Source organism: Pseudomonas sp. P2S-1 (assembly GCF_057197725.1).
In genome coordinates this window covers 1149233-1166297 of record NZ_CM170068.1, presented here as the reverse complement: position 1 = coordinate 1166297, position 17065 = coordinate 1149233, and the positions used below count along the sequence as shown (strand labels likewise).

The window sequence follows — 17065 nt, the reverse complement described above, 5'->3', positions numbered from 1 at the left end:
TGTCACTAGTTGTTCTGAGCCGGGCACCGGGACCGAGGTTCATCTTTTTTGCGAGGAAAGGTTGGCGCTGGTTTAGGAGCTCCTGAAAGAAATCCTGCCTTTGAGGCCTGCACCGTACCCTGTGGGAGCTGGCTTGCCAGCGATGAGGTCGGCACTGGCAATGATGTTGTCAGATAGGGCCAAATCGCTGGCAAGCCAGCTCCCACAGGGGACGATGCAGGGTTTCAATATGGTTCAGGGCAACGGATTGCCCCCCGTCACTCCAAACACCTCCCCGGTGATATAGCTCGACTCCTGCGAAGCCAGCAGCACATACAACGGCGCGCACTCCGCCGGCTGCCCCGGCCGCTTCATCGGTACCTGCTCGCCAAAGTGCGGGATCTTTTCCGAAGGCTGCCCGCCGCTAGGCTGCAGCACCGTCCAGATCGGCCCCGGCGCCACGGCATTGACCCGGATCCCGCGCTCCACCACCTGCTTGGCCAGCGCCTTGGTGAAGGCCACGATCGCCGCCTTGGTGGTCGCATAGTCCAGCAAGGTCGCCGATGGCTGGTACGACTGGATCGAAGCGGTATTGATGATGGTCGCCCCCGCCGGCATCAACGGCACCGCCGCCTGGCACAGCCAGAACAACGCATAGACATTGGTCTTCATGGTCGCGTCGAACTGCTCGCTGCTGACCTGCCCCACGTCCTTGCGCGCCACCTGCTTGCCAGCGACGTTGACCAGGATATCCAGCCCGCCCAGTTGCTCATGGGCCTGGTCCACCAGTTCCTTGCAGAAGCGCTCGTCCTTGAGGTCACCAGGAATGGCGACAGCCCGACGCCCCTCGGCCTCGATCAGTTTCACCACCTCCCGTGCGTCAGCCTGCTCGATGGGCAGGTAGTTGAGCGCGATATCTGCCCCTTCGCGAGCAAAGGCGATGGCCACGGCGCGCCCGATACCCGAGTCGGCACCGGTGATCAGCGCCTTGCGCCCGGCCAGGCGACCGAAGCCCTTGTAGGTGGTCTCACCATGGTCCGGCTCCGGGTTCATGTGCGCATCCAGCCCCGGCGCCGTCTGGCCCTGGGCCGGAAACGGCGGCTGCGGGTACTGGGTCAGCGGGTTCTGCATGCTGAACTGGTCGTGTTTTTTCGTCGACATCGGAACACCTCCACGGAACGGAAAACTTCAGGCTCGTGGAGGTGAGAGAGGATGCGGTCCGGGAAGGTTTGTCCGGGCCGGGCTCAGGGCCGACAGGCGGTCAGTCCGCGGCTTTGCGCCATTCGCGGATCTGGTCGATGGACGCCGTGACACCGCCGCAGACCACTACCAGCACGCGCTGATACTGACGCAGGGCTTCGCTCGGGGCGTAGGCCAGGGCCAGGGCGGCACCGCAGGCCGGCTCCACCAGCACGCGATGGTCGGAGAGAAAACGCTCACAGGCATCCAGCGCCTCGGCATCGCTGACCACATGGCTGACCACGTTCATCTGCTGGCTGATGCGGAAGGCCTCGTCGCAAACGCGTTTGGCCCCAAGCGAGGTGGCCACCGTAGCGATGCTGTCGATGGTGACCAGCTCACCCTCGGCCACCGCCGCCGCCAGCGAGGCTGCTCCCAGGGTCTCCACGGCGAAAACCGGGAGATCAGACCAGCCATTGCGCTGCAGCCCTTGCGCGACGCCCGACAGCAGGCCGCCGCCGCCGACTGCCACGACCACGGCGTCGGGCTTGATCCCGGCCGCAGCCACTTCATCCACCAGGATGGCATGGCCTTGCCATAGCAGCGGATTGTCGAAGGGATGGATGAACGCGTCGTCGGCACCTACCAGCGACAGTGCCAGCTCATTGGCCTCCTGCCACACCTTGCCGTGAACGATAACCTCGGCGTTTTCCTGGCGAATCAACTGGCGTGCGCGTTCGGTGGTGGTTTCCGGAACCACCACAGTGACCGGCAAACCGAGACAGCGCCCGGCATAGGCCACCGCGATACCGGCATTGCCGCCGGAGGACGAGACGAAGCGACGCTTGCCCTGTTGGGCGAAGTGCTCACAGGCCAGGCCGACGCCGCGCAGCTTGAACGAACCGCAAGGCTGCAGGGCGTCCATCTTCAGCCAGACGTCCTGCCCGGTCGCGAGGCTCAGCGGCCGCGACGCCAGCAACGGCGTATCCAGATGCAGGCTCATGCGCGCTCTCCCAGGTACAAGGTGCCGCGCATATACAGCGCACCTCTGCCGCTGATGATCACCCGGCCATTGCCCGGCAGTTCGCAGTGCAACTGGCCACGCCGCGCGCCACCCTGGCGGGCACTCAGGCGGGTCTTGCCAAGGCGCCGGGACCAGTAGGTCGCCAGCGAGGTATGCGCCGAGCCGGTCACCGGATCTTCATTGACCCCGACCTGCGGCCCGAACCAGCGTGAGACGAAGTCGAACTCGCCCGTGCCCGGCGCAGTGACGGCGACACCGCGCACGTCGTAGCGGCTCAGGGCCGCGAAGTCCGGTTGCAGGCCTTCGATCACGGCGGCGCTTTCCACTACGGCGATGTAGTCGTCACTGCGCTGCAGTTCGAGAATCTCGCAGCCCAGGGCTTCGGCCAATCCCTCCGGCATTGGCGCCGGTTGCGGATGCTTGAGCGGGAAGTCCAGCGCCAGGCGTTCGCCATCGCGACTTACCCGCAGCTCACCGCTGCGGGTAAAAAAGCGCAGGGTCTGATCGGTCGCACCGAGCTCGTTGAACAGCACCCAGGCCGACGCCAGGGTGGCATGCCCGCACAGGTCCACTTCCATGCCCGGGGTGAACCAGCGCAGCCGGTAGCCTTCGCCCTCTGCCACGAAATAGGCGGTTTCCGAAAGGTTGTTCTCTTCGGCGATGCGTTGCAGGGTCGCGTCGTCCAGCCAGCTGTCCAGCGGGCACACGGCGGCCGGGTTGCCGCCAAAGATGCCGTCGCTGAAGGCATCGACCTGATAGATCGGAAGTTGCATGGGGGTTCCTCAACCGTTGCGGATTTCTTCGAGATAGTTGTAGACGGTGTAGCGACTCACCCCGAGGGCGGCCGCGGCCTTCTCCACCGCACCCTTGACGATGAACAGGCCGCCGTCGTGCATCTGCCGTACCGCTTCGAGCTTCTGCGCCTTGCCGAAGCGCACGCCCTGGGCGCGGGCGTCCAGCAGGGCACCGTCGATGATGCGGGTCATGAGCTGTTCCAGGTCCGGGGTGGGTTCCGGGGCGGGGGCCGGGGCTTCGGAGGTGGCCAGCAATTGTTCGAGACAGGCCTGGGCGGCAGCGATGCCACTCAGGTCGGTATTGACGCAAAGACTGGCGAACGGCTCGCCGGCCGCATCGCGGAACACGGCGGTGGCGCTGCGGAAGGTTTTGCCGTCGTGGCCCTGGGTCGGGTAGTTGCCGATCACTACCGGGGTCTGGCTGCCCTTCTCCAGCGCAGCGTGGAGCACAGCGTCGAAACCACGGTCATGCCGCAGGCCGGCGAGGATCGGGCTGCCAACCTGGCGGCCGCTGATATGGCCGTTGACGATGGCCAGCACCGAGTGTTCGGGTCGGGTCAGGTCGTGCAGGACCACTTCGGTGTTGCGGCCGAGGACGGTACCGAGCATGCGCACGGTGGCCTGGAGGACGTCGAGGACGAGCTGGCGTTCGGGGGGCATGGGGGCTGTCCGTCAGAATCGGACAGGAAAAATATCAACATAAAGTTGAATATTCAACAGAAAGCCAGATTTCTTGTTGTTCTCTGGTCAGTCATCGCTGGCAAGCCAGCTCTCACAGGGTTCGCGGCGCTGCACAATCCTGTGGGAGCTGGCTTGCCAGCGATGAGGCCCTCAAGGCTGCTCTACATCCAGCGCCTCACCAATGGCATAGAAATGCCCACCCGCCACATAGTGCACGCTGCGCAACGCCGGATCGGCCTTTTCGAACACCCAGTGCCCCTCCTCGAACACGCGCTCGTCCGCCCAGGCAGCCACCACCTCGGCAATGAACAGGTCATAGGTGTTCTGGTTATGCGGTTCGTCGATCACCCGGCACATCAGCCAGGCTGAGCAGCCTGCCACCAGCGGCGCAGGATAGCCCTCGACGCGGAACAGTTCGACGCCAGCCCGGGCCAGCTTGTCCGGCGCTTCCGCCAAGCTGTGGCTGCCAACCTGGTGAGTCAGTTGCAATTGCCCGGCATTGGGCACCTGCAGCACCATCCAGCCGCTGTTTTCCACCAGCGCGCGGGTGCGGGTGATCTTGTCGATGACCACCGTGACCTTGGGCGGGTCGAAATCCAGGGCGCAGGCCCAGGCGGCAGCCATGACGTTGTCGACGCCGGCGTGGCTGGCGGAGACCAGCACGGTCGGGCCATGGTTGAGCAGGCGGTAGGCTTTTTTCAGGTCGACAGGCTTGAAGTGGGGAGACATGGTTACCTCGGGAGTAATGGGGCTGCAAACGCGGCCCCAATACTGACTCACCCGCGGTAGAGAATCACCCGGTCATTGACCGGCCCCGGCGGACGCTACTTCTCCGCTTCGATCACCTGGTTCAGCACTTTCCCGTCGATGGTCAGCGACGCGGTGTTGAACATGTTCTCGACATAGGCCTTGGCCGCCTGCTCCTGGCGCTGGGCGCGCAGGGCATCACGCAGTTGCCCGCGCATTTCGTCGAAGGTCGCCACCCGCGCCGGCAGCAGCTCGGTCAGCTTGATGATGTGCAGCCCCAGCGAGCTTTGCAGCGGCTCGCTGACGTTCCCCACCTTCATCTTCGCCACGGTACCGCGCACTTCCGGCAACAGCTGGTTCAGCGGTTGCAGGCCGGTGTCGCCACCGCGGTTGTTGCTACCGGCGTCCTGCGAGTAGGAGCGCGCCAGTTCGGCGAAGTCCGCATCGCTGGCCTGGGCGCGCTTGGCCAGGCTTTGCGCCTGCTTGCGCACCGACTCCAGGGCACCCTCATCCGGCACGGCGAGGAAGATCTGGCTGACCCGATACAGCGCCGGCACCTGGAAGCCTGCCTTGCCGTTCTCGTAGGCCTGTTTCAGCTCGTCGTCGCTGGGAAAGTCCTTGGGCACTTCGGTCACGCTGTTCAGGTAGCTGCGCAACACGATCTGCTCGGTGGCCGCGCGGGTCTGGGCTTCCACGTCGGGACGCTTGGACCAGCCCTTGGCCTCGGCCTGCTGGTACAGGGCCTTTTCCGCAAGACGGGCACGGATCCAGGTTTCCAGGGCCGAACGGTCGTTACGCAGTTGCTGGCGCGCCTGCACCGGCAGTTGCGCGAACAGCGCCTTGAGCTCGTCGGCATCGACCTTTTGTTCACCGAGGCTGGCCAGGGCGGTACCGCTGGCCGTGGCTTCCGGCACCGCACGGCTGGCCGCGACCGGGTCGGCACCCGGACGCAGGGCCAGCCCTACCGCCACCGCAAGGATGGCCAGCGCACCCGCGCCGGCCCACAGTTTGCGACTCACGAGGCGTTGGCCTCTGCGGCAGCTTGTGCGGCAGCGAGGTTACGGCTGAAGTCGCGCAGGTAGATGACGAACTCCTGCAGCACGCGATCCCACAGGACCAGCGAGCCCAGCAGGTTTTTCGGGCTGACGCCGTCGGCGACCACGACGTCCTGTTCCAGCACCAGGAATTCGCCCTGGGACGACAGGCGCGCGAAGCGACGGGAGATGTTCCACTGGTTGACCAGGTTTTCCGGGATCTCGCCCTGGACACGCAGGGCGCAGCTGTAGGTGAAGTCGAGGAACTCGCCCTGCTCCCTGGCGTGGTTACCGAAGCGTACGGAGTAACCGATGCCCTGGCTGGCGGTCTGCAGCTGAACGACCTGGTTCTGCTCGATGCGGTTGACGCGGCAACCGGCGTCCTGCAGCAGAGTGGTCATGGAATCGGCGGTTACGACTTCGATCAGGGTGGCTTCAGTCATGAATCTACTTCCTTGTGCAGTTAATAGTTTGAAGTACAAGGCAAAATTTGTAGCACATTGATAGTAGCCGGTATAGCGCGTACGCAAACCTTCTTCGCAACGATCGGGCTACCGTTCATCCGTTCCGTGCGCTACTGCCGAGGCGCCTGAGCAGTTCTTCCGCGCTCAGCAGCGGCGCGAAATACCGCCCCTGGCCCAGGGTGCAGCCCATGTCCATCAGCAGCAAATGCTGCTCGGGGCTTTCCACACCGGTCACGGTGATTCCGAGACCCAGGCTGCGGGCGATGCCCAGGCAGCCACGCAAGACCGCACGATGGCGTGGCTGCTGCTCCAGTTCGTGCATGAACCGCGCGCTGGTGCGCACCTCGTTGAACGGCAACTGGCACAGGCGCTGCAGCGAGCCGGCGTGGGAGCCGAATTCGCCGAGGGCCAGGGCGCAACCCAGCAGGCGCAGGCGAACCAGGCTTTCCAGGTGAATGACCGTGGGTTGCACCGGCTCGGCGAAGCTCAGCTCGAAGGCGACGCCCTGCCCCATCGAGCGCTGGAACTGCATCAGCGACTTGATCCGCCGGGTCAGGCCGCGGCGGCCCAGTTGCTCCAGATGCAGGGCAAAGGACATGCGCAGCATCTGGCCGCTGGAGAACAGCTCGCGCTGCAGTTCAAGGCCCTGTTCGAGCAGCGTCAGCAGCAGGTCGTCGAGCAGAGCGGTGTTCTCCAGCACCGGCATGAAGCGGTTCTGCTCGAGCGGGCCAAGGTGCGGATGGTGCCAGCGGGCAAGCACATCGACACCGCGGACTTCGCCATTGCCCAGGTCGCAGCGCGGCAGATAACAGGCAACGAATTCGTTGCAGGCCAACCCGCGGCGGATATCCGCTGCGCTGACCCCGCAGGCCGGGGCCGGCGCCGGCAGCGCCAGGACCACCGGCTGGCGGCTGCCTTCAAGGGCCAGGCGCATGCTGTCCAGGTGCAGCGGCTTGCCGACATCGCCCAGGAACGCGATCCCCAGCCCGTTGACCCATTGCGCCATCGCCCGGCGCACCTCCGCATGCAGGCCGCTGCTGACGATCACCCCGCCGATCAGTGCCGCCCGCGCGGCACGATGAATGAATTCCAGTCCGTCCATACCTTCCATGCGCACGTCGCACACCACTACATCGACCCGGCCGATACGGTCGAGCAAGGCCAGCGCCCCGGTGCCGTCACAGGCTTCGAATACCTCGCGACAGCCCAACTGGCCGAGGATCTTCACTGCAATCGCACGCTGGAACGACTGGTTTTCGAGAATCAATACACGCAAAAACTTGGCAGGCACATCCACTTCCCTCGCAAAGGTCGAAACGTCATGGTGCTACCGCTTCGCTGCGGATAAATCAGGAGACTTCCCAGCCAGCGACGGAATTCTCCGACGGCTACCAGCGGTACTGGCTCAGGCCCGGCAGACCTGCTCCAGGCGCTGGGCCAGGGTCGCCATGGCCAGGCGCAGGTCAGCCACCAGGGGCTCGATGGGCTGCGTCTTGCGCGGCCCGTGAACCGCCTGCTCGATGTTCTCGCAGGCCCGCAGCAGCCAGCGCGCCTTGATGATTCGCGCGCCGCCCTTGACCCGATGGGCCAGGTCGGCCAGCCCGCCGAGGTCCTCGGGGTGCAGCTCGGCCAGGCGCGCGAGGTCGTCGCGGTTGCTCAGCAACAGGTCGCGCAGCAGGTCCTTGATCGCCTGGTCATCGCCGCCGGTGAGCTGGCGCAGGCTGGACAGGTCATGGCCCTCGCCCAGTACGCCAGCAGCGCCGGGCTCGACCGCCAGGCGCTCTTGCGCGCGGGGCGCCAGCCTGGCGGCCAGCGCCGTCAGGTCCAGGGGTTTGAACAGGCAGTCATCCATGCCTGCCCGCAGGCAACGCACGCGCTCCTCGGCCTGGGCGTTGGCCGTGCAGCCGAGCAGCAGCACCGAGGACTTGCCCTTGCGCCGTTCATCCTCGCGTACCGCCCGGGTCAGGGCGTAGCCGTTCATACCGGGCATGTTGCAGTCGGTGATCAGCACATCGAAGTGCTGGCGCAACCAGGTGCGCAGGCCCTCATGGCCGTTGGCCGCAGTGACCACACGATGGCCGAGGTAGCTCAGTTGCTGTTGCAACAGCAGGCGATTGGCCGGGTAGTCATCCACCACCAGGATGTCCAGCGCAGCCATCTCCCCGGCCTCGGGTTGAGGCAGGCTGGCCAGGGTCTCTGCGCAGGGCGTCAGCCGCGGCAGGTCGAGGCGCAATTGCGCCCGCGTGCCGACGCCCAGGGTGCTGTCCAGGTGCATCTCGCCGCCCATCATGGCGCACAGCGCATGGCTGATGCTCAGGCCCAGGCCCGTGCCGCTGCGCGCGCCCTGCAGGTTGTTGCTGGCCTGGCGGAACGGCCGGCCCAGTTGGCTCAGTTCGTCGGCCGGAATACCGACCCCGGTGTCTTCCACGGCCAGGTGCAGGCCAACCCGTTCGGCGCCGAGCTCCAGGCTCAGGGTGACGCATACCAGGCCTTCGTCGGTGAACTTGATGGCATTGCTGATCAGGTTCGACAGCACCTGCTGGAAGCGCAGCGGGTCGAGCAGCACCTGCACCGGCCCGTGGCCCTCCATGTCCAGTTTCAGTTGCAGGCGCTTTTGCCGGGCCTGGCCTTCGAACAGACGCACCGTGCTTTCCACTTCGCGATACAGGTCCACCTGCTGTGGCGCCAGGGTCAAATGGCCTGATTCGATGCGGGTGATATCGAGGATATCGCCGACCAGGTCACGCAGCCCCCGCGCTGCGCCGGAGGCGACCTCCAGGGCCAGGCGGTCGAGCACACCCTCGCCGGACTTGCGCAGGGCCAGCTCGAGCATGCCCAGCAGGGCGTTGAGCGGGTTGCGGATCTCATGGCTCATGGTCGCGAGGAAGTGGGTCTTGGCCCGGTTGGCCGCCTCGGCCTCGTCCTTGGCCTGTTGCAGGGCATGGTAGAGCTGCTGGCGTTCGGAAATGTCGATCCAGCCACCGATCAGGCCCTTCACCGCACCGTCGCTGCCACGATACGGCAGCATCCAGTGATAGATGGTGATGCGCCGGCCGCCGAGCACCAGCTCGCGGTCCTCCACCAGTTTCTGGCCGAGGGCAATGACCTGGCGCGAGGCTTCGCGACAGTGGCGGCTCTGGGCTGCGCCGATCAACCATTCCGGCAGCGCCTGGTCGATCACCGACTCGAAGGTGACGCCCAGGGCATCCAGGTAACTGACATTGCAGGTGATCAGCCGCCCGCGGCGGTCGCGCACGTAGATCGGGTTCGGCGTGCCATCGATCATCACCCGCATGAACTCCACCTGCTCGTTCAGCGCCTTTTCCGCTGTCTGGCGCCGGCGTACCTGGCGGCGCAGACTGCGAATCCAGTACACCGCGAGAAACATCAAGGCCACGGCCATGAGGAAGGTCTGCAGGATCATCCCGCGGTACTTGCGCCAATAGGTGTCGGCGATGATGACCTCGCTGCGCCAGCGACTGGTCAGGTCGTCCATTTCCTGCGGGCTGATGCTCAGCAGCACCTTGTTGAGGATCGACATCAGCTCGCTGGCGTCACGGCGCCCGGCAAAGGCGAAATGCAGGGCCGGCAGGGGCAGCGCGGCGCTGATGTGCAATTGGCCGCGGTAAAAGCGCGCGATGCTGTAGCGCGCGCCGATCAGGCTCACCACTGCGGCATGCGCCTCGCCGCTGACGACCCGCTCCAGGGCTTGCAGCGGGCCGTCGCTCCACAGCGGACGGATACCCGGGTGCTGTTCGCGCAGGTAGTCCTCGATCACGCTGCCCTCGACCAGCGCCAGGCGCTTGCCGTCCAGTTGCTCGAGGCTGTCGAAGCGGACGTTGTCGCGGGTCACCAGGACCAGGCCGTTGCTCAACCAGGAGCGGCTGAAGGCAACCTGTTGCTGACGGTCCTGGCTGAACGGCAGCGCGGCCAGCAGATCGACCTCGTCGGCCTCCAGGCGCCGGGTCATCTCGTTGAAGCCCGCGCGTTCGACAATGTCGAACGCCAGCCCGCTGCGCTGGCTGATGATCTCCAGCAGATCGGCGCTGATGCCGCGGAACGCGCCGTTGTCGTCGCGGTAGGTGACCGGCGGGAACTGCTCGTCGATGGCCACCCTGATTCGCGGATTGCGCTGCAGCCATGCCTCCTCGTCCGGCGTCAGGTCCAGCCGCTGGGGCTCGACGAAACCGGCCCTGCCGGCGTTCCAGCGGCGCAGGATGTCCTGGCGGGTCTGCTCGGGAATCTGTTCCAGGGCCTGGTCGACCAGCGCCTTGAGGCGCCGGTTGGCCGGGCTCAGGGCAAAACCGTAGTGGCCATCCTGGAAGCGTTCGGCGGCGCTCAGTTGCAGGGCGCTCAGATAGCTTTTTTGCAGCAGGTAGCGCGACCCCAGGGCGTCACCGATAAACAGATCGGCCTGGCCGAAGGCCACGGCGCCCAGGGCGTTGAGTACCGACGGGTAGACCACCGGCACGGCCTGGGGAAACAGCTGGTGCACACGCTCGGTGGACAGATAGCCCTCGCGCAGGGCCAGGCGCACACCGGGCTGGTGCGGGTCCGCTGGCGTCGCGCGGTCATTGCGGCTGACCAGTACCGGGAGGTTTTCCGCATAGGGCTGCGACAGCAGCAGGCCGCTGCGCAACGCCTCGTCGGCGTTGGAGGTGCCGAGCAGATCGATTTCGCCGCGGGCCAGGGCGTCCAATGCCGCGTTGCGGCTGGCATAGCGGCGCACCCGCAGGTCCAGGCCGAGCAATTCGCCGAGCAGGCCGGCATAGTCCGCCGTCAGGCCCTCGTAATCGCGCCCGATGGTGGTGATGTCGAACGGCACCCGGTCCGGACGGCTGACCCCCAGCCAGAGCGTGCGCCGCGCCCACAGCCATCGGCGGTCGTCATCCTCGAGCTGCAGCGGCAGTTGGTCGCCGAGGCTGGAGCGGGCCAGCAGGCTCGGCGCCTCGCCCCAGGCCAGGGCGGCGCCCAGCCACAGGCAGGGCCCGAGCAGGAGCAGCAGGCGGACGAGGCGCTTCAGCGGCCAGCGCCGCTCAGATAAGGTCATGACGCCTGGCCAGGTCGGCCAGGTCAACCTGGGAATCGACCCGCAGTTTCTCCAGCAAGCGGGTCTTGTAGGTACTGATGGTCTTGTTGCTCAGCAGCATGGTCTCGCCAATGACCTTGTTGCTCAGGCCACGCGCCAGTTGCTGAAGGATCAGCAGCTCGCGGTCGGTCAGGCGCTCGATGCGCTGCGCCTCGGTGGCCTGGCAGTCGTAGCGGTTCACCGAACTCAGCGACACCTCGGGAAAATAGGTATAGCCCGACAGCACCGCCATGACCGCCTTGCGCAGCTCGGTGAGGTCGTCGTTCTTCGAAACGAAGCCCGAGGCCCCGAGGCGCATGCAACGCATGGAGAAATAACCAGGCACCTGGGAGGTCAGCACGAGCATTTTCATCCGCATGTTCGCCGACTTGACCCGGGTGATGATCTCCAGGCCGTCCATGCGCGGAATGGAAATGTCGAGGATGGCGATATCCGGCTCGTGCTCGCGCATCATGCGCAAGGCATCCACGCCGTTGTCGGCCTCGGCGACGATGTTGATGTTCTCCTGGCGCAGCAGCATGCGCACGCTGGCACGAATGAATGGGTGATCGTCGACGATCAAGGCTGTGTACATGTGTCCCTCACTCTCTGGGTGACATACCTGTCGGCGGGCAGTGCTGAATCGCAACCAGTCGCAATAGCGTCAAAGTGCCACTACCTTGTGGCACGCAGTATCGGTTGCCGGACGGGCACATGTGCATCAGACATTTCCTGTGTCGGCGCAGGAAATTTCCCAGCGTTAGCTTCAACCCTTGATTTCGACGCGTCGTCGCTCTCCTCCCTCGATCAGTTCGAAGCGGTACACCCGCCCTGACAAGCGGGCGAACAGCCGGGAGACGCCGGGGCGGATATGGTGCTTGGTGGCCACGGCACAGTGCTTGCCGCTGCTGTCGCAGTCATTGAAATGATCGAGGACCACGGTGGAGCTGCCCTGGTTGCTGACCCGGAACTGGCCGTCCAGCTCGCTGATCCCGGTGTCGAAGCGGGTGTCCTGTGGGCGGATGAACAGCAGCGAGCCATAGCCGGCAAGGATGTTCACCCCGGCCTTGAGCTCCTGCTCGTAGCGCTCGGCTTCTTCGTCGCTGATGGCGAAGCCGTCACCGTGCTCGGGCAGCACCGGCACGAACCGCAGGCGGAAATAACGTTCACCACCCCGCTCGCCGCGGTACAGCAGGCGCACCGCCTGCATGCCGCCGGCCGGGACGATCAGCCGTGCCGGGCTGGCAATCAGCGGCCGCTCGGCCACCGGCAGGTCATCATGGGACACCTCGCGGGGCGCGCTCTGCCCGTCATGGATCAACTCGACCACGCTGACCTTGACGAAGGCAGTAGTGTCGCCCAGGTTGCGCACGCGCTTGAGCAAGGTGCTGGATCCACCGTCGAGGTAGTCGTAGAGGCCGCCGACATTGATTTGCGGGCCGGCCTGCGCAGTGCCGGCCAACAGGCCCAGGCACAGCGCGAACAACAGGGTTTTCATGGTGCAGCTCCTGAAGAACACTTAGAAATCGGCATCGAATACCACCGTGACATCACCTTCGTAGCGCGCCCCGGGGTAGCGGGTCATTTCACTCACGGCGTGCTTGTCCACCTGGAAATGCAGGCTGCCGCCGCGGTTCAACGCCGGTTGCGTGGCCTCCAGTTCGATGGCGGTAGCCTCGCCAACCGGTAACGGCAGGCGGGTGACCGGTTGACCGTTGTGCAGGATGACGCTGGGCAGGGTCAGGGCGACCTGGACCGGCACCTGGTGGTCATTGGCGTCGTTGCGGATGGCGCACTGGCTGCCCAGCGGGTACTCGCAGCGGGTATGCACGGTGAACGGCCCCGACGACCAGATGCGCAGCGGCAGATCGCGGTACAGGCGCTCGGGCAGGCGCTTGTTGTTCAGCCATTGCGTCCAGCCACCCGGCGGCTCCAGCACCACCCGCTCGGAACCGGCCGGGAAGTCGATAACGAAGGCGTGCACCACGTCCAGTTCGAAGTTGATGGTCAGGTTGCTGGTGTTGAGGTTGCTGACGTCGTTGCCGAAGTCGAAATCGGCACCGGGGCCGACCTGGTAGGTGGTCTGGCCGCGGTACATGCCCTGCTTCATGCGCAGGGGCGACGGGGTTACCAGGCGGTAGGCAACGCCGAAATCACGAGTCTCCACATCGCGTTCCATCCCTGGCGTACCCGGACTACCGATGGGATAGCAGTAATCAGGGTTGCCCGGGCTTTTCACGCTCCACAGGTAGGACGCCCAGGCCCCGGTGCCCAGGGTGTACAGATAGCCGCACCCCCCGCGGACATACAAGGTGTACACCGGGCTGTTGCTGGTCGTGCTTACATACTGGCTGATAGCGAAGATTTCAAAGGTCAGTTGGTAGCTCTCGCCGGTCAGATCGTGGGTCACCGTCACCGTGCGCCGGCCTGGAACCTTGATGTAGAACAGGTCGCGATGGTCCGGCGCACTGTGGGTGGTCTTCTTGCTGTAGGTGATGGGTATGCCCACCGTTTCCACGCCGTTGCAGTAATGCGGCCAGCGTCCGCAAAACGCGGCCTGGGGCGTGGTGTTGATGAACTCGTTGCCACCGCCGCGGTATTCGGCGGTGATGGTGACCTCCTCCGCCACCGCCGGCAGCGACAGGAGCAAGGCCAACAGGGCGAGGCCGATCAGCAGGCTTCGGGTCATGATGATTTCCTTGCGTGGCATCAGGCGTCACCTCCCTGGGTGCGCGGGTGGCGGACGGCGAGGCTGTCCGGCGAGCAGACCTGGTCGCCCACCAGCAGCACATCCTCCTGGCGCTGTACGCCGGGATCGAGGCTGAGCAGGCAGAGGCGCTGGCCGCCCTGGCGGATTTCCAGGGTCGGGGTCGATTCGCTCATTTCCACGGCGAAGAAGCCGTCGGCTTCGCTGACGCTGCGGCTGGCGTGGTTGATGACCATGGCCCCGCGCAGTGGCTGGCCGTTGTGGTCGAGCAGGCGGCCGAGCACGGTGACCGTGCGCATGACCCGCAGCACCCGGTAATCCACGCCCCCGCGGTTGAGGTGATAGGTCAGTGACGACGGCTGGATCACCGCCGCAGGCACACGGCCGTCCTCGAAGTCGAGTTGCACGCTGCCGGACTTGTAGGCGCTCACCGGAATCACGTTGCGCCCCGGGCGCAGCACGCTGGCATGGCCGTCGAGGTCATCGACCCGCAGCTTGAGGTCGGGGTAGTCCGACTCCACGTCGACGATCAGCCCGGCCTCGTACGGCAGGTACTGGCCACTCAGGGCGGCCTTGCCGCCGCCGATGGCCAGGGTGCTTTCCAGGTTGAGGCCGCCGCTGACCTGATTGTTGTACGAGGAGTTCTGCACATAGGCATCGCCATGCAGCGCGCGGTTCTCGAATTGCGCGTTGGCGGCGAACGCCGCGCCATAGCGGTCACCGTTGATAGTGCCACCGACGGTGCGCAGGGTGCTGTCCTCGATATCCTGCTGGTAGGTCAGCGAGGTATTCAGGTCGCGGCCGCCGTCGCGGGAGGTGCGGGTGCCAAGGCTGCCGGACAGGCGCCGGCCCGGCCCGCCGAGGCTCATGCTCAGGCTCAGGTTGACCCCACGGTTGCGCTGGTTGCCGCTGCTGGAGTTGCCGGGGCGATCGAACAGCGCGACCCGCCAGTTGGCATCCGAGCCCATCAACTGGCCGTGTTGCGACCAGCCCAGGTCCAGGGCCACGCCGCTATTGCCGTAGCCGCCATCGCTGTGGCTGAGGCGCAGGGTCGCCGTGCTTTTGCGGGTGATGCGCTGGCTGACCGACAGGGACGACTGACGCATCTCGTGACTGCCGGGCTGCTGGCGGTAGTCGTCATCGTTGTAGTCGTAGCCGTCCAGACGGCGCTGGCGCGGGTATTCGATCCACGAACGGTTGTGGCTGAGGACCACGCTCCCCGACTCATGGTGCCAGACACCTTGCAGGTCATAGCCATTGCCACGCTGGTCGGTATGGAACACATTGCCGAACACCTTGAGGCGGTCCAGGGCATCCCAGTCCAGCGAGGTGCCGTACTGCATCTGCCCGTCGATGCGCTGGGCCGAGGCCCCGGCCACCAGGCGCGGGTGCAGCAGGTAATTGGTGATGACCCCGGCGGCCAGCCCGCCGTAGTCCTCGTCGTCCCAGTTGCTGAGCAGTTCGCTCTGCTTGCCCAGGTACAGGTTGTAGCGCCAGGGTGAGGCGTTGTTGCTCCAATTGTTGGGCTTGTAGATGAACTCTTCGTTGCGCGAAGTGACCTGGCCGTCCTCGATCAGGCGCACCTCCACCTCGTAGATGCCGCCAGGCAGGACCCGGGTGTCGATGGCCTGCAGGCCGGGTTGTACCGGCTGGCTGTTGATCAACTGGCCATTGCGGTAAATCTCGACGAGCCCCGGGCGGTTGGGGGTGACATAGATCGGCGTGGCGCTGGCCTTGCCGTTGTCGATCGCCAGGCTGTCGCTGCTGCCGAACATCAGCCCCAGGGTGGTATCCGGGCTGTTGCCGAGCAGGCGCGGCTGGCGGCTCATGGCCTGGGCGCCAGGGGTGAAATAGCCGAGGCGGAAGAAGTTGTCCTGGTGCACGCGCTCGGCGAACAGCTCGTCGACCCGGTGCCGGGTCTGTGGACGGTCCTCGTTGCTGCGGTCGACCTGGGCCTCCGCCACGGTGGTCCAGTTGCCGACGCTGCCCTGCCCGCGCAAGGCGTAGCGGCCGACGGTTTCCTCGCCGTCACGGCTGAGGTTGAGCTGGTTGCGCAGGATCACGCCCTGGCTGCCCTGCTCGGGCAATGGGTGCCAGGCGGCCTGCTGGTCGCGTTCGGCGTTGCGGGTGAGGATCGACAGTTGCGAGTTGGCCAGGCTGTAGTGCACCGCCAGCAGGTCCTGGGGGCAGGCCTTGATGCAATTGCCCAGGGCCTGGCCGGCCCGCAGCACCTCGCCCCAGCGCTGGCGCACGGTATCCGGCTCCCGGCTTTCGTGGGTATCGGTGAACTCCAGCAGCTGGACCCGCTCGTCACGGCTGAGTACCACCATGGCTTCACCGAGCAGGCGACCGTCGAGGTCGATGCGCACGGCCAGGGGTACGTCGAAAAAGTGCTCGTCGAATTCCTTCGGCAATCCTTCGGCCTGCCGCAGGATGCCAAGCTGACTGGTATTCCCCGTCTCTTCCCTGGCGCTGACCTCGGTCAGCCAGGCGGCGGCCACGCAGCAGCCCACCGCCATTCGTATGGATGTCGCAAGAGACATGTGTGATTGCTCGTCGCGGATGGAGGCAACTCCAACCACCCCCGGCCCGGCATGGGGAGCGCCGGACCGGGGACGATTGGAAAAGGGAGGGACTGGCCCGGATTTACTCGGCGGTGGTTTCGAACATCATGTTGACCACGCCCAGGTAGTTGCCCGGGGTGTAGCCACCGGTGCCTGCGGCCTTGGCGGCCACTTCGAAGCCGACGATGGCGCCGGGGGCGGCCTGTTCCTGGCTGATGACCTCGGCGGAGGTCAGGGTCAGGGACTTGCCGGCGACGCTGACATCGAGGCCGATGGTGTCGGCGCCGCTGGTGATGGTCGCCGGGTTGGTCAGGTAGGCCGAGATCGGTCCGGTGGTGCTGCGTACCTGGAGTTGCTTGCGGATCGGTTGCAGGGTTTGCTGGAACGAGTTCCAGGCCATGTCCTGCGGCTCGTTCATCCAGTTGCCGCCTACCGGCTCGACGTAGAAGCTTTCGGTCGGGATGGTGGCGGTCACGGTGACCTGTTTCTCGATCGGGTCGGCCGCCACGGCGGTACCGGCCGCCATCATCAGTGCCAGTGGGAGTGCGAGAACGCTGTATTTCATGACCAATTTCCTTGTTGGGTGGCAAATTTTCCGGTAGTCCGGCAATGGCGCCGGACGGAGCGGATTATTCGCTAACAGGGGAAATGGCTTACATCAGACATATCCCAGCGAGACGAGGAAATTTCCCACCGTCGTCCGCTGAAAGGTGATTGGAGACTACCCGTGGGGTGGTAGGACATACGGATACCGCGATCCGTGTAGGAGCTGGTTTACCTGCGATGGACCGCGTTAGCGGTCCCAAAACCTGCCACTCCGAGCA

14 protein-coding genes are annotated in these 17065 nt (G+C 65.5%); all 14 read right to left on the bottom strand.

Features of this window, described 5'->3' with window-relative positions; all coding sequences use genetic code 11:
- Positions 1-234 precede the first annotated feature (234 nt).
- The 14 genes from AC2CQI_RS05330 to AC2CQI_RS05265 all read right to left on the bottom strand — a co-directional run bounded on the left by AC2CQI_RS05330 (position 235) and on the right by AC2CQI_RS05265 (position 16806).
- Positions 235-1140, bottom strand: a complete 906-nt coding sequence (locus AC2CQI_RS05330) for an SDR family oxidoreductase (protein ID WP_484579421.1) — start codon at positions 1138-1140, stop codon at positions 235-237.
- Between the two features lie 100 nt (positions 1141-1240).
- Entirely contained in the window at positions 1241-2161 is a 921-nt protein-coding gene (locus AC2CQI_RS05325) for a pyridoxal-phosphate dependent enzyme (RefSeq protein WP_484579420.1), read from the bottom strand.
- Positions 2158-2955, bottom strand: coding sequence for a PhzF family phenazine biosynthesis protein (locus tag AC2CQI_RS05320; RefSeq protein ID WP_484579419.1), 798 nt, complete (start codon positions 2953-2955; stop codon positions 2158-2160). Before AC2CQI_RS05320 ends, AC2CQI_RS05325 begins: the two co-directional genes overlap by 4 nt.
- A 9-nt stretch (positions 2956-2964) precedes the next feature.
- Entirely contained in the window at positions 2965-3636 is a 672-nt protein-coding gene (locus AC2CQI_RS05315; RefSeq protein ID WP_484579418.1) for a helix-turn-helix transcriptional regulator, read from the bottom strand.
- A 171-nt stretch (positions 3637-3807) separates the two neighbouring features.
- Positions 3808-4386, bottom strand: coding sequence for a flavin reductase family protein (locus AC2CQI_RS05310; RefSeq protein WP_484579417.1), 579 nt, complete (start codon positions 4384-4386; stop codon positions 3808-3810).
- 95 nt (positions 4387-4481) lie between these two features.
- Positions 4482-5423: a peptidylprolyl isomerase gene (locus tag AC2CQI_RS05305; protein WP_075803591.1), complete on the bottom strand. Its 942-nt coding sequence runs from the start codon at positions 5421-5423 to the stop codon at positions 4482-4484.
- A complete protein-coding gene (locus AC2CQI_RS05300; protein WP_075803592.1) occupies positions 5420-5881 on the bottom strand; it encodes a YbjN domain-containing protein in 462 nt (153 codons plus the stop codon). The genes AC2CQI_RS05305 and AC2CQI_RS05300 overlap by 4 nt, the downstream gene beginning before the upstream one ends.
- A 115-nt stretch (positions 5882-5996) precedes the next feature.
- On the bottom strand, positions 5997-7193 hold the full coding sequence (locus AC2CQI_RS05295; protein ID WP_484579416.1) for an EAL domain-containing response regulator: 1197 nt from the start codon (positions 7191-7193) through the stop codon (positions 5997-5999).
- Between the two features lie 114 nt (positions 7194-7307).
- Positions 7308-10952, bottom strand: a complete 3645-nt coding sequence (locus AC2CQI_RS05290) for a transporter substrate-binding domain-containing protein (RefSeq protein WP_484579415.1) — start codon at positions 10950-10952, stop codon at positions 7308-7310.
- Positions 10939-11565 (bottom strand): response regulator transcription factor, encoded by a 627-nt coding sequence (locus tag AC2CQI_RS05285; protein ID WP_075803594.1) that lies wholly within the window; start codon positions 11563-11565, stop codon positions 10939-10941. Before AC2CQI_RS05285 ends, AC2CQI_RS05290 begins: the two co-directional genes overlap by 14 nt.
- A gap of 171 nt (positions 11566-11736) precedes the next feature.
- Entirely contained in the window at positions 11737-12468 is a 732-nt protein-coding gene (locus tag AC2CQI_RS05280; protein WP_484579414.1) for a molecular chaperone, read from the bottom strand.
- A 21-nt stretch (positions 12469-12489) separates the two neighbouring features.
- Positions 12490-13659, bottom strand: a complete 1170-nt coding sequence (locus AC2CQI_RS05275; protein WP_484579413.1) for a hypothetical protein — start codon at positions 13657-13659, stop codon at positions 12490-12492.
- Between the two features lie 20 nt (positions 13660-13679).
- Positions 13680-16220: a TcfC E-set like domain-containing protein gene (locus AC2CQI_RS05270; RefSeq protein ID WP_075803596.1), complete on the bottom strand. Its 2541-nt coding sequence runs from the start codon at positions 16218-16220 to the stop codon at positions 13680-13682.
- Positions 16221-16323: 103 nt separating this feature from the next.
- Entirely contained in the window at positions 16324-16806 is a 483-nt protein-coding gene (locus tag AC2CQI_RS05265; RefSeq protein ID WP_484579412.1) for a CS1 type fimbrial major subunit, read from the bottom strand.
- Positions 16807-17065: the final 259 nt, after the last annotated feature.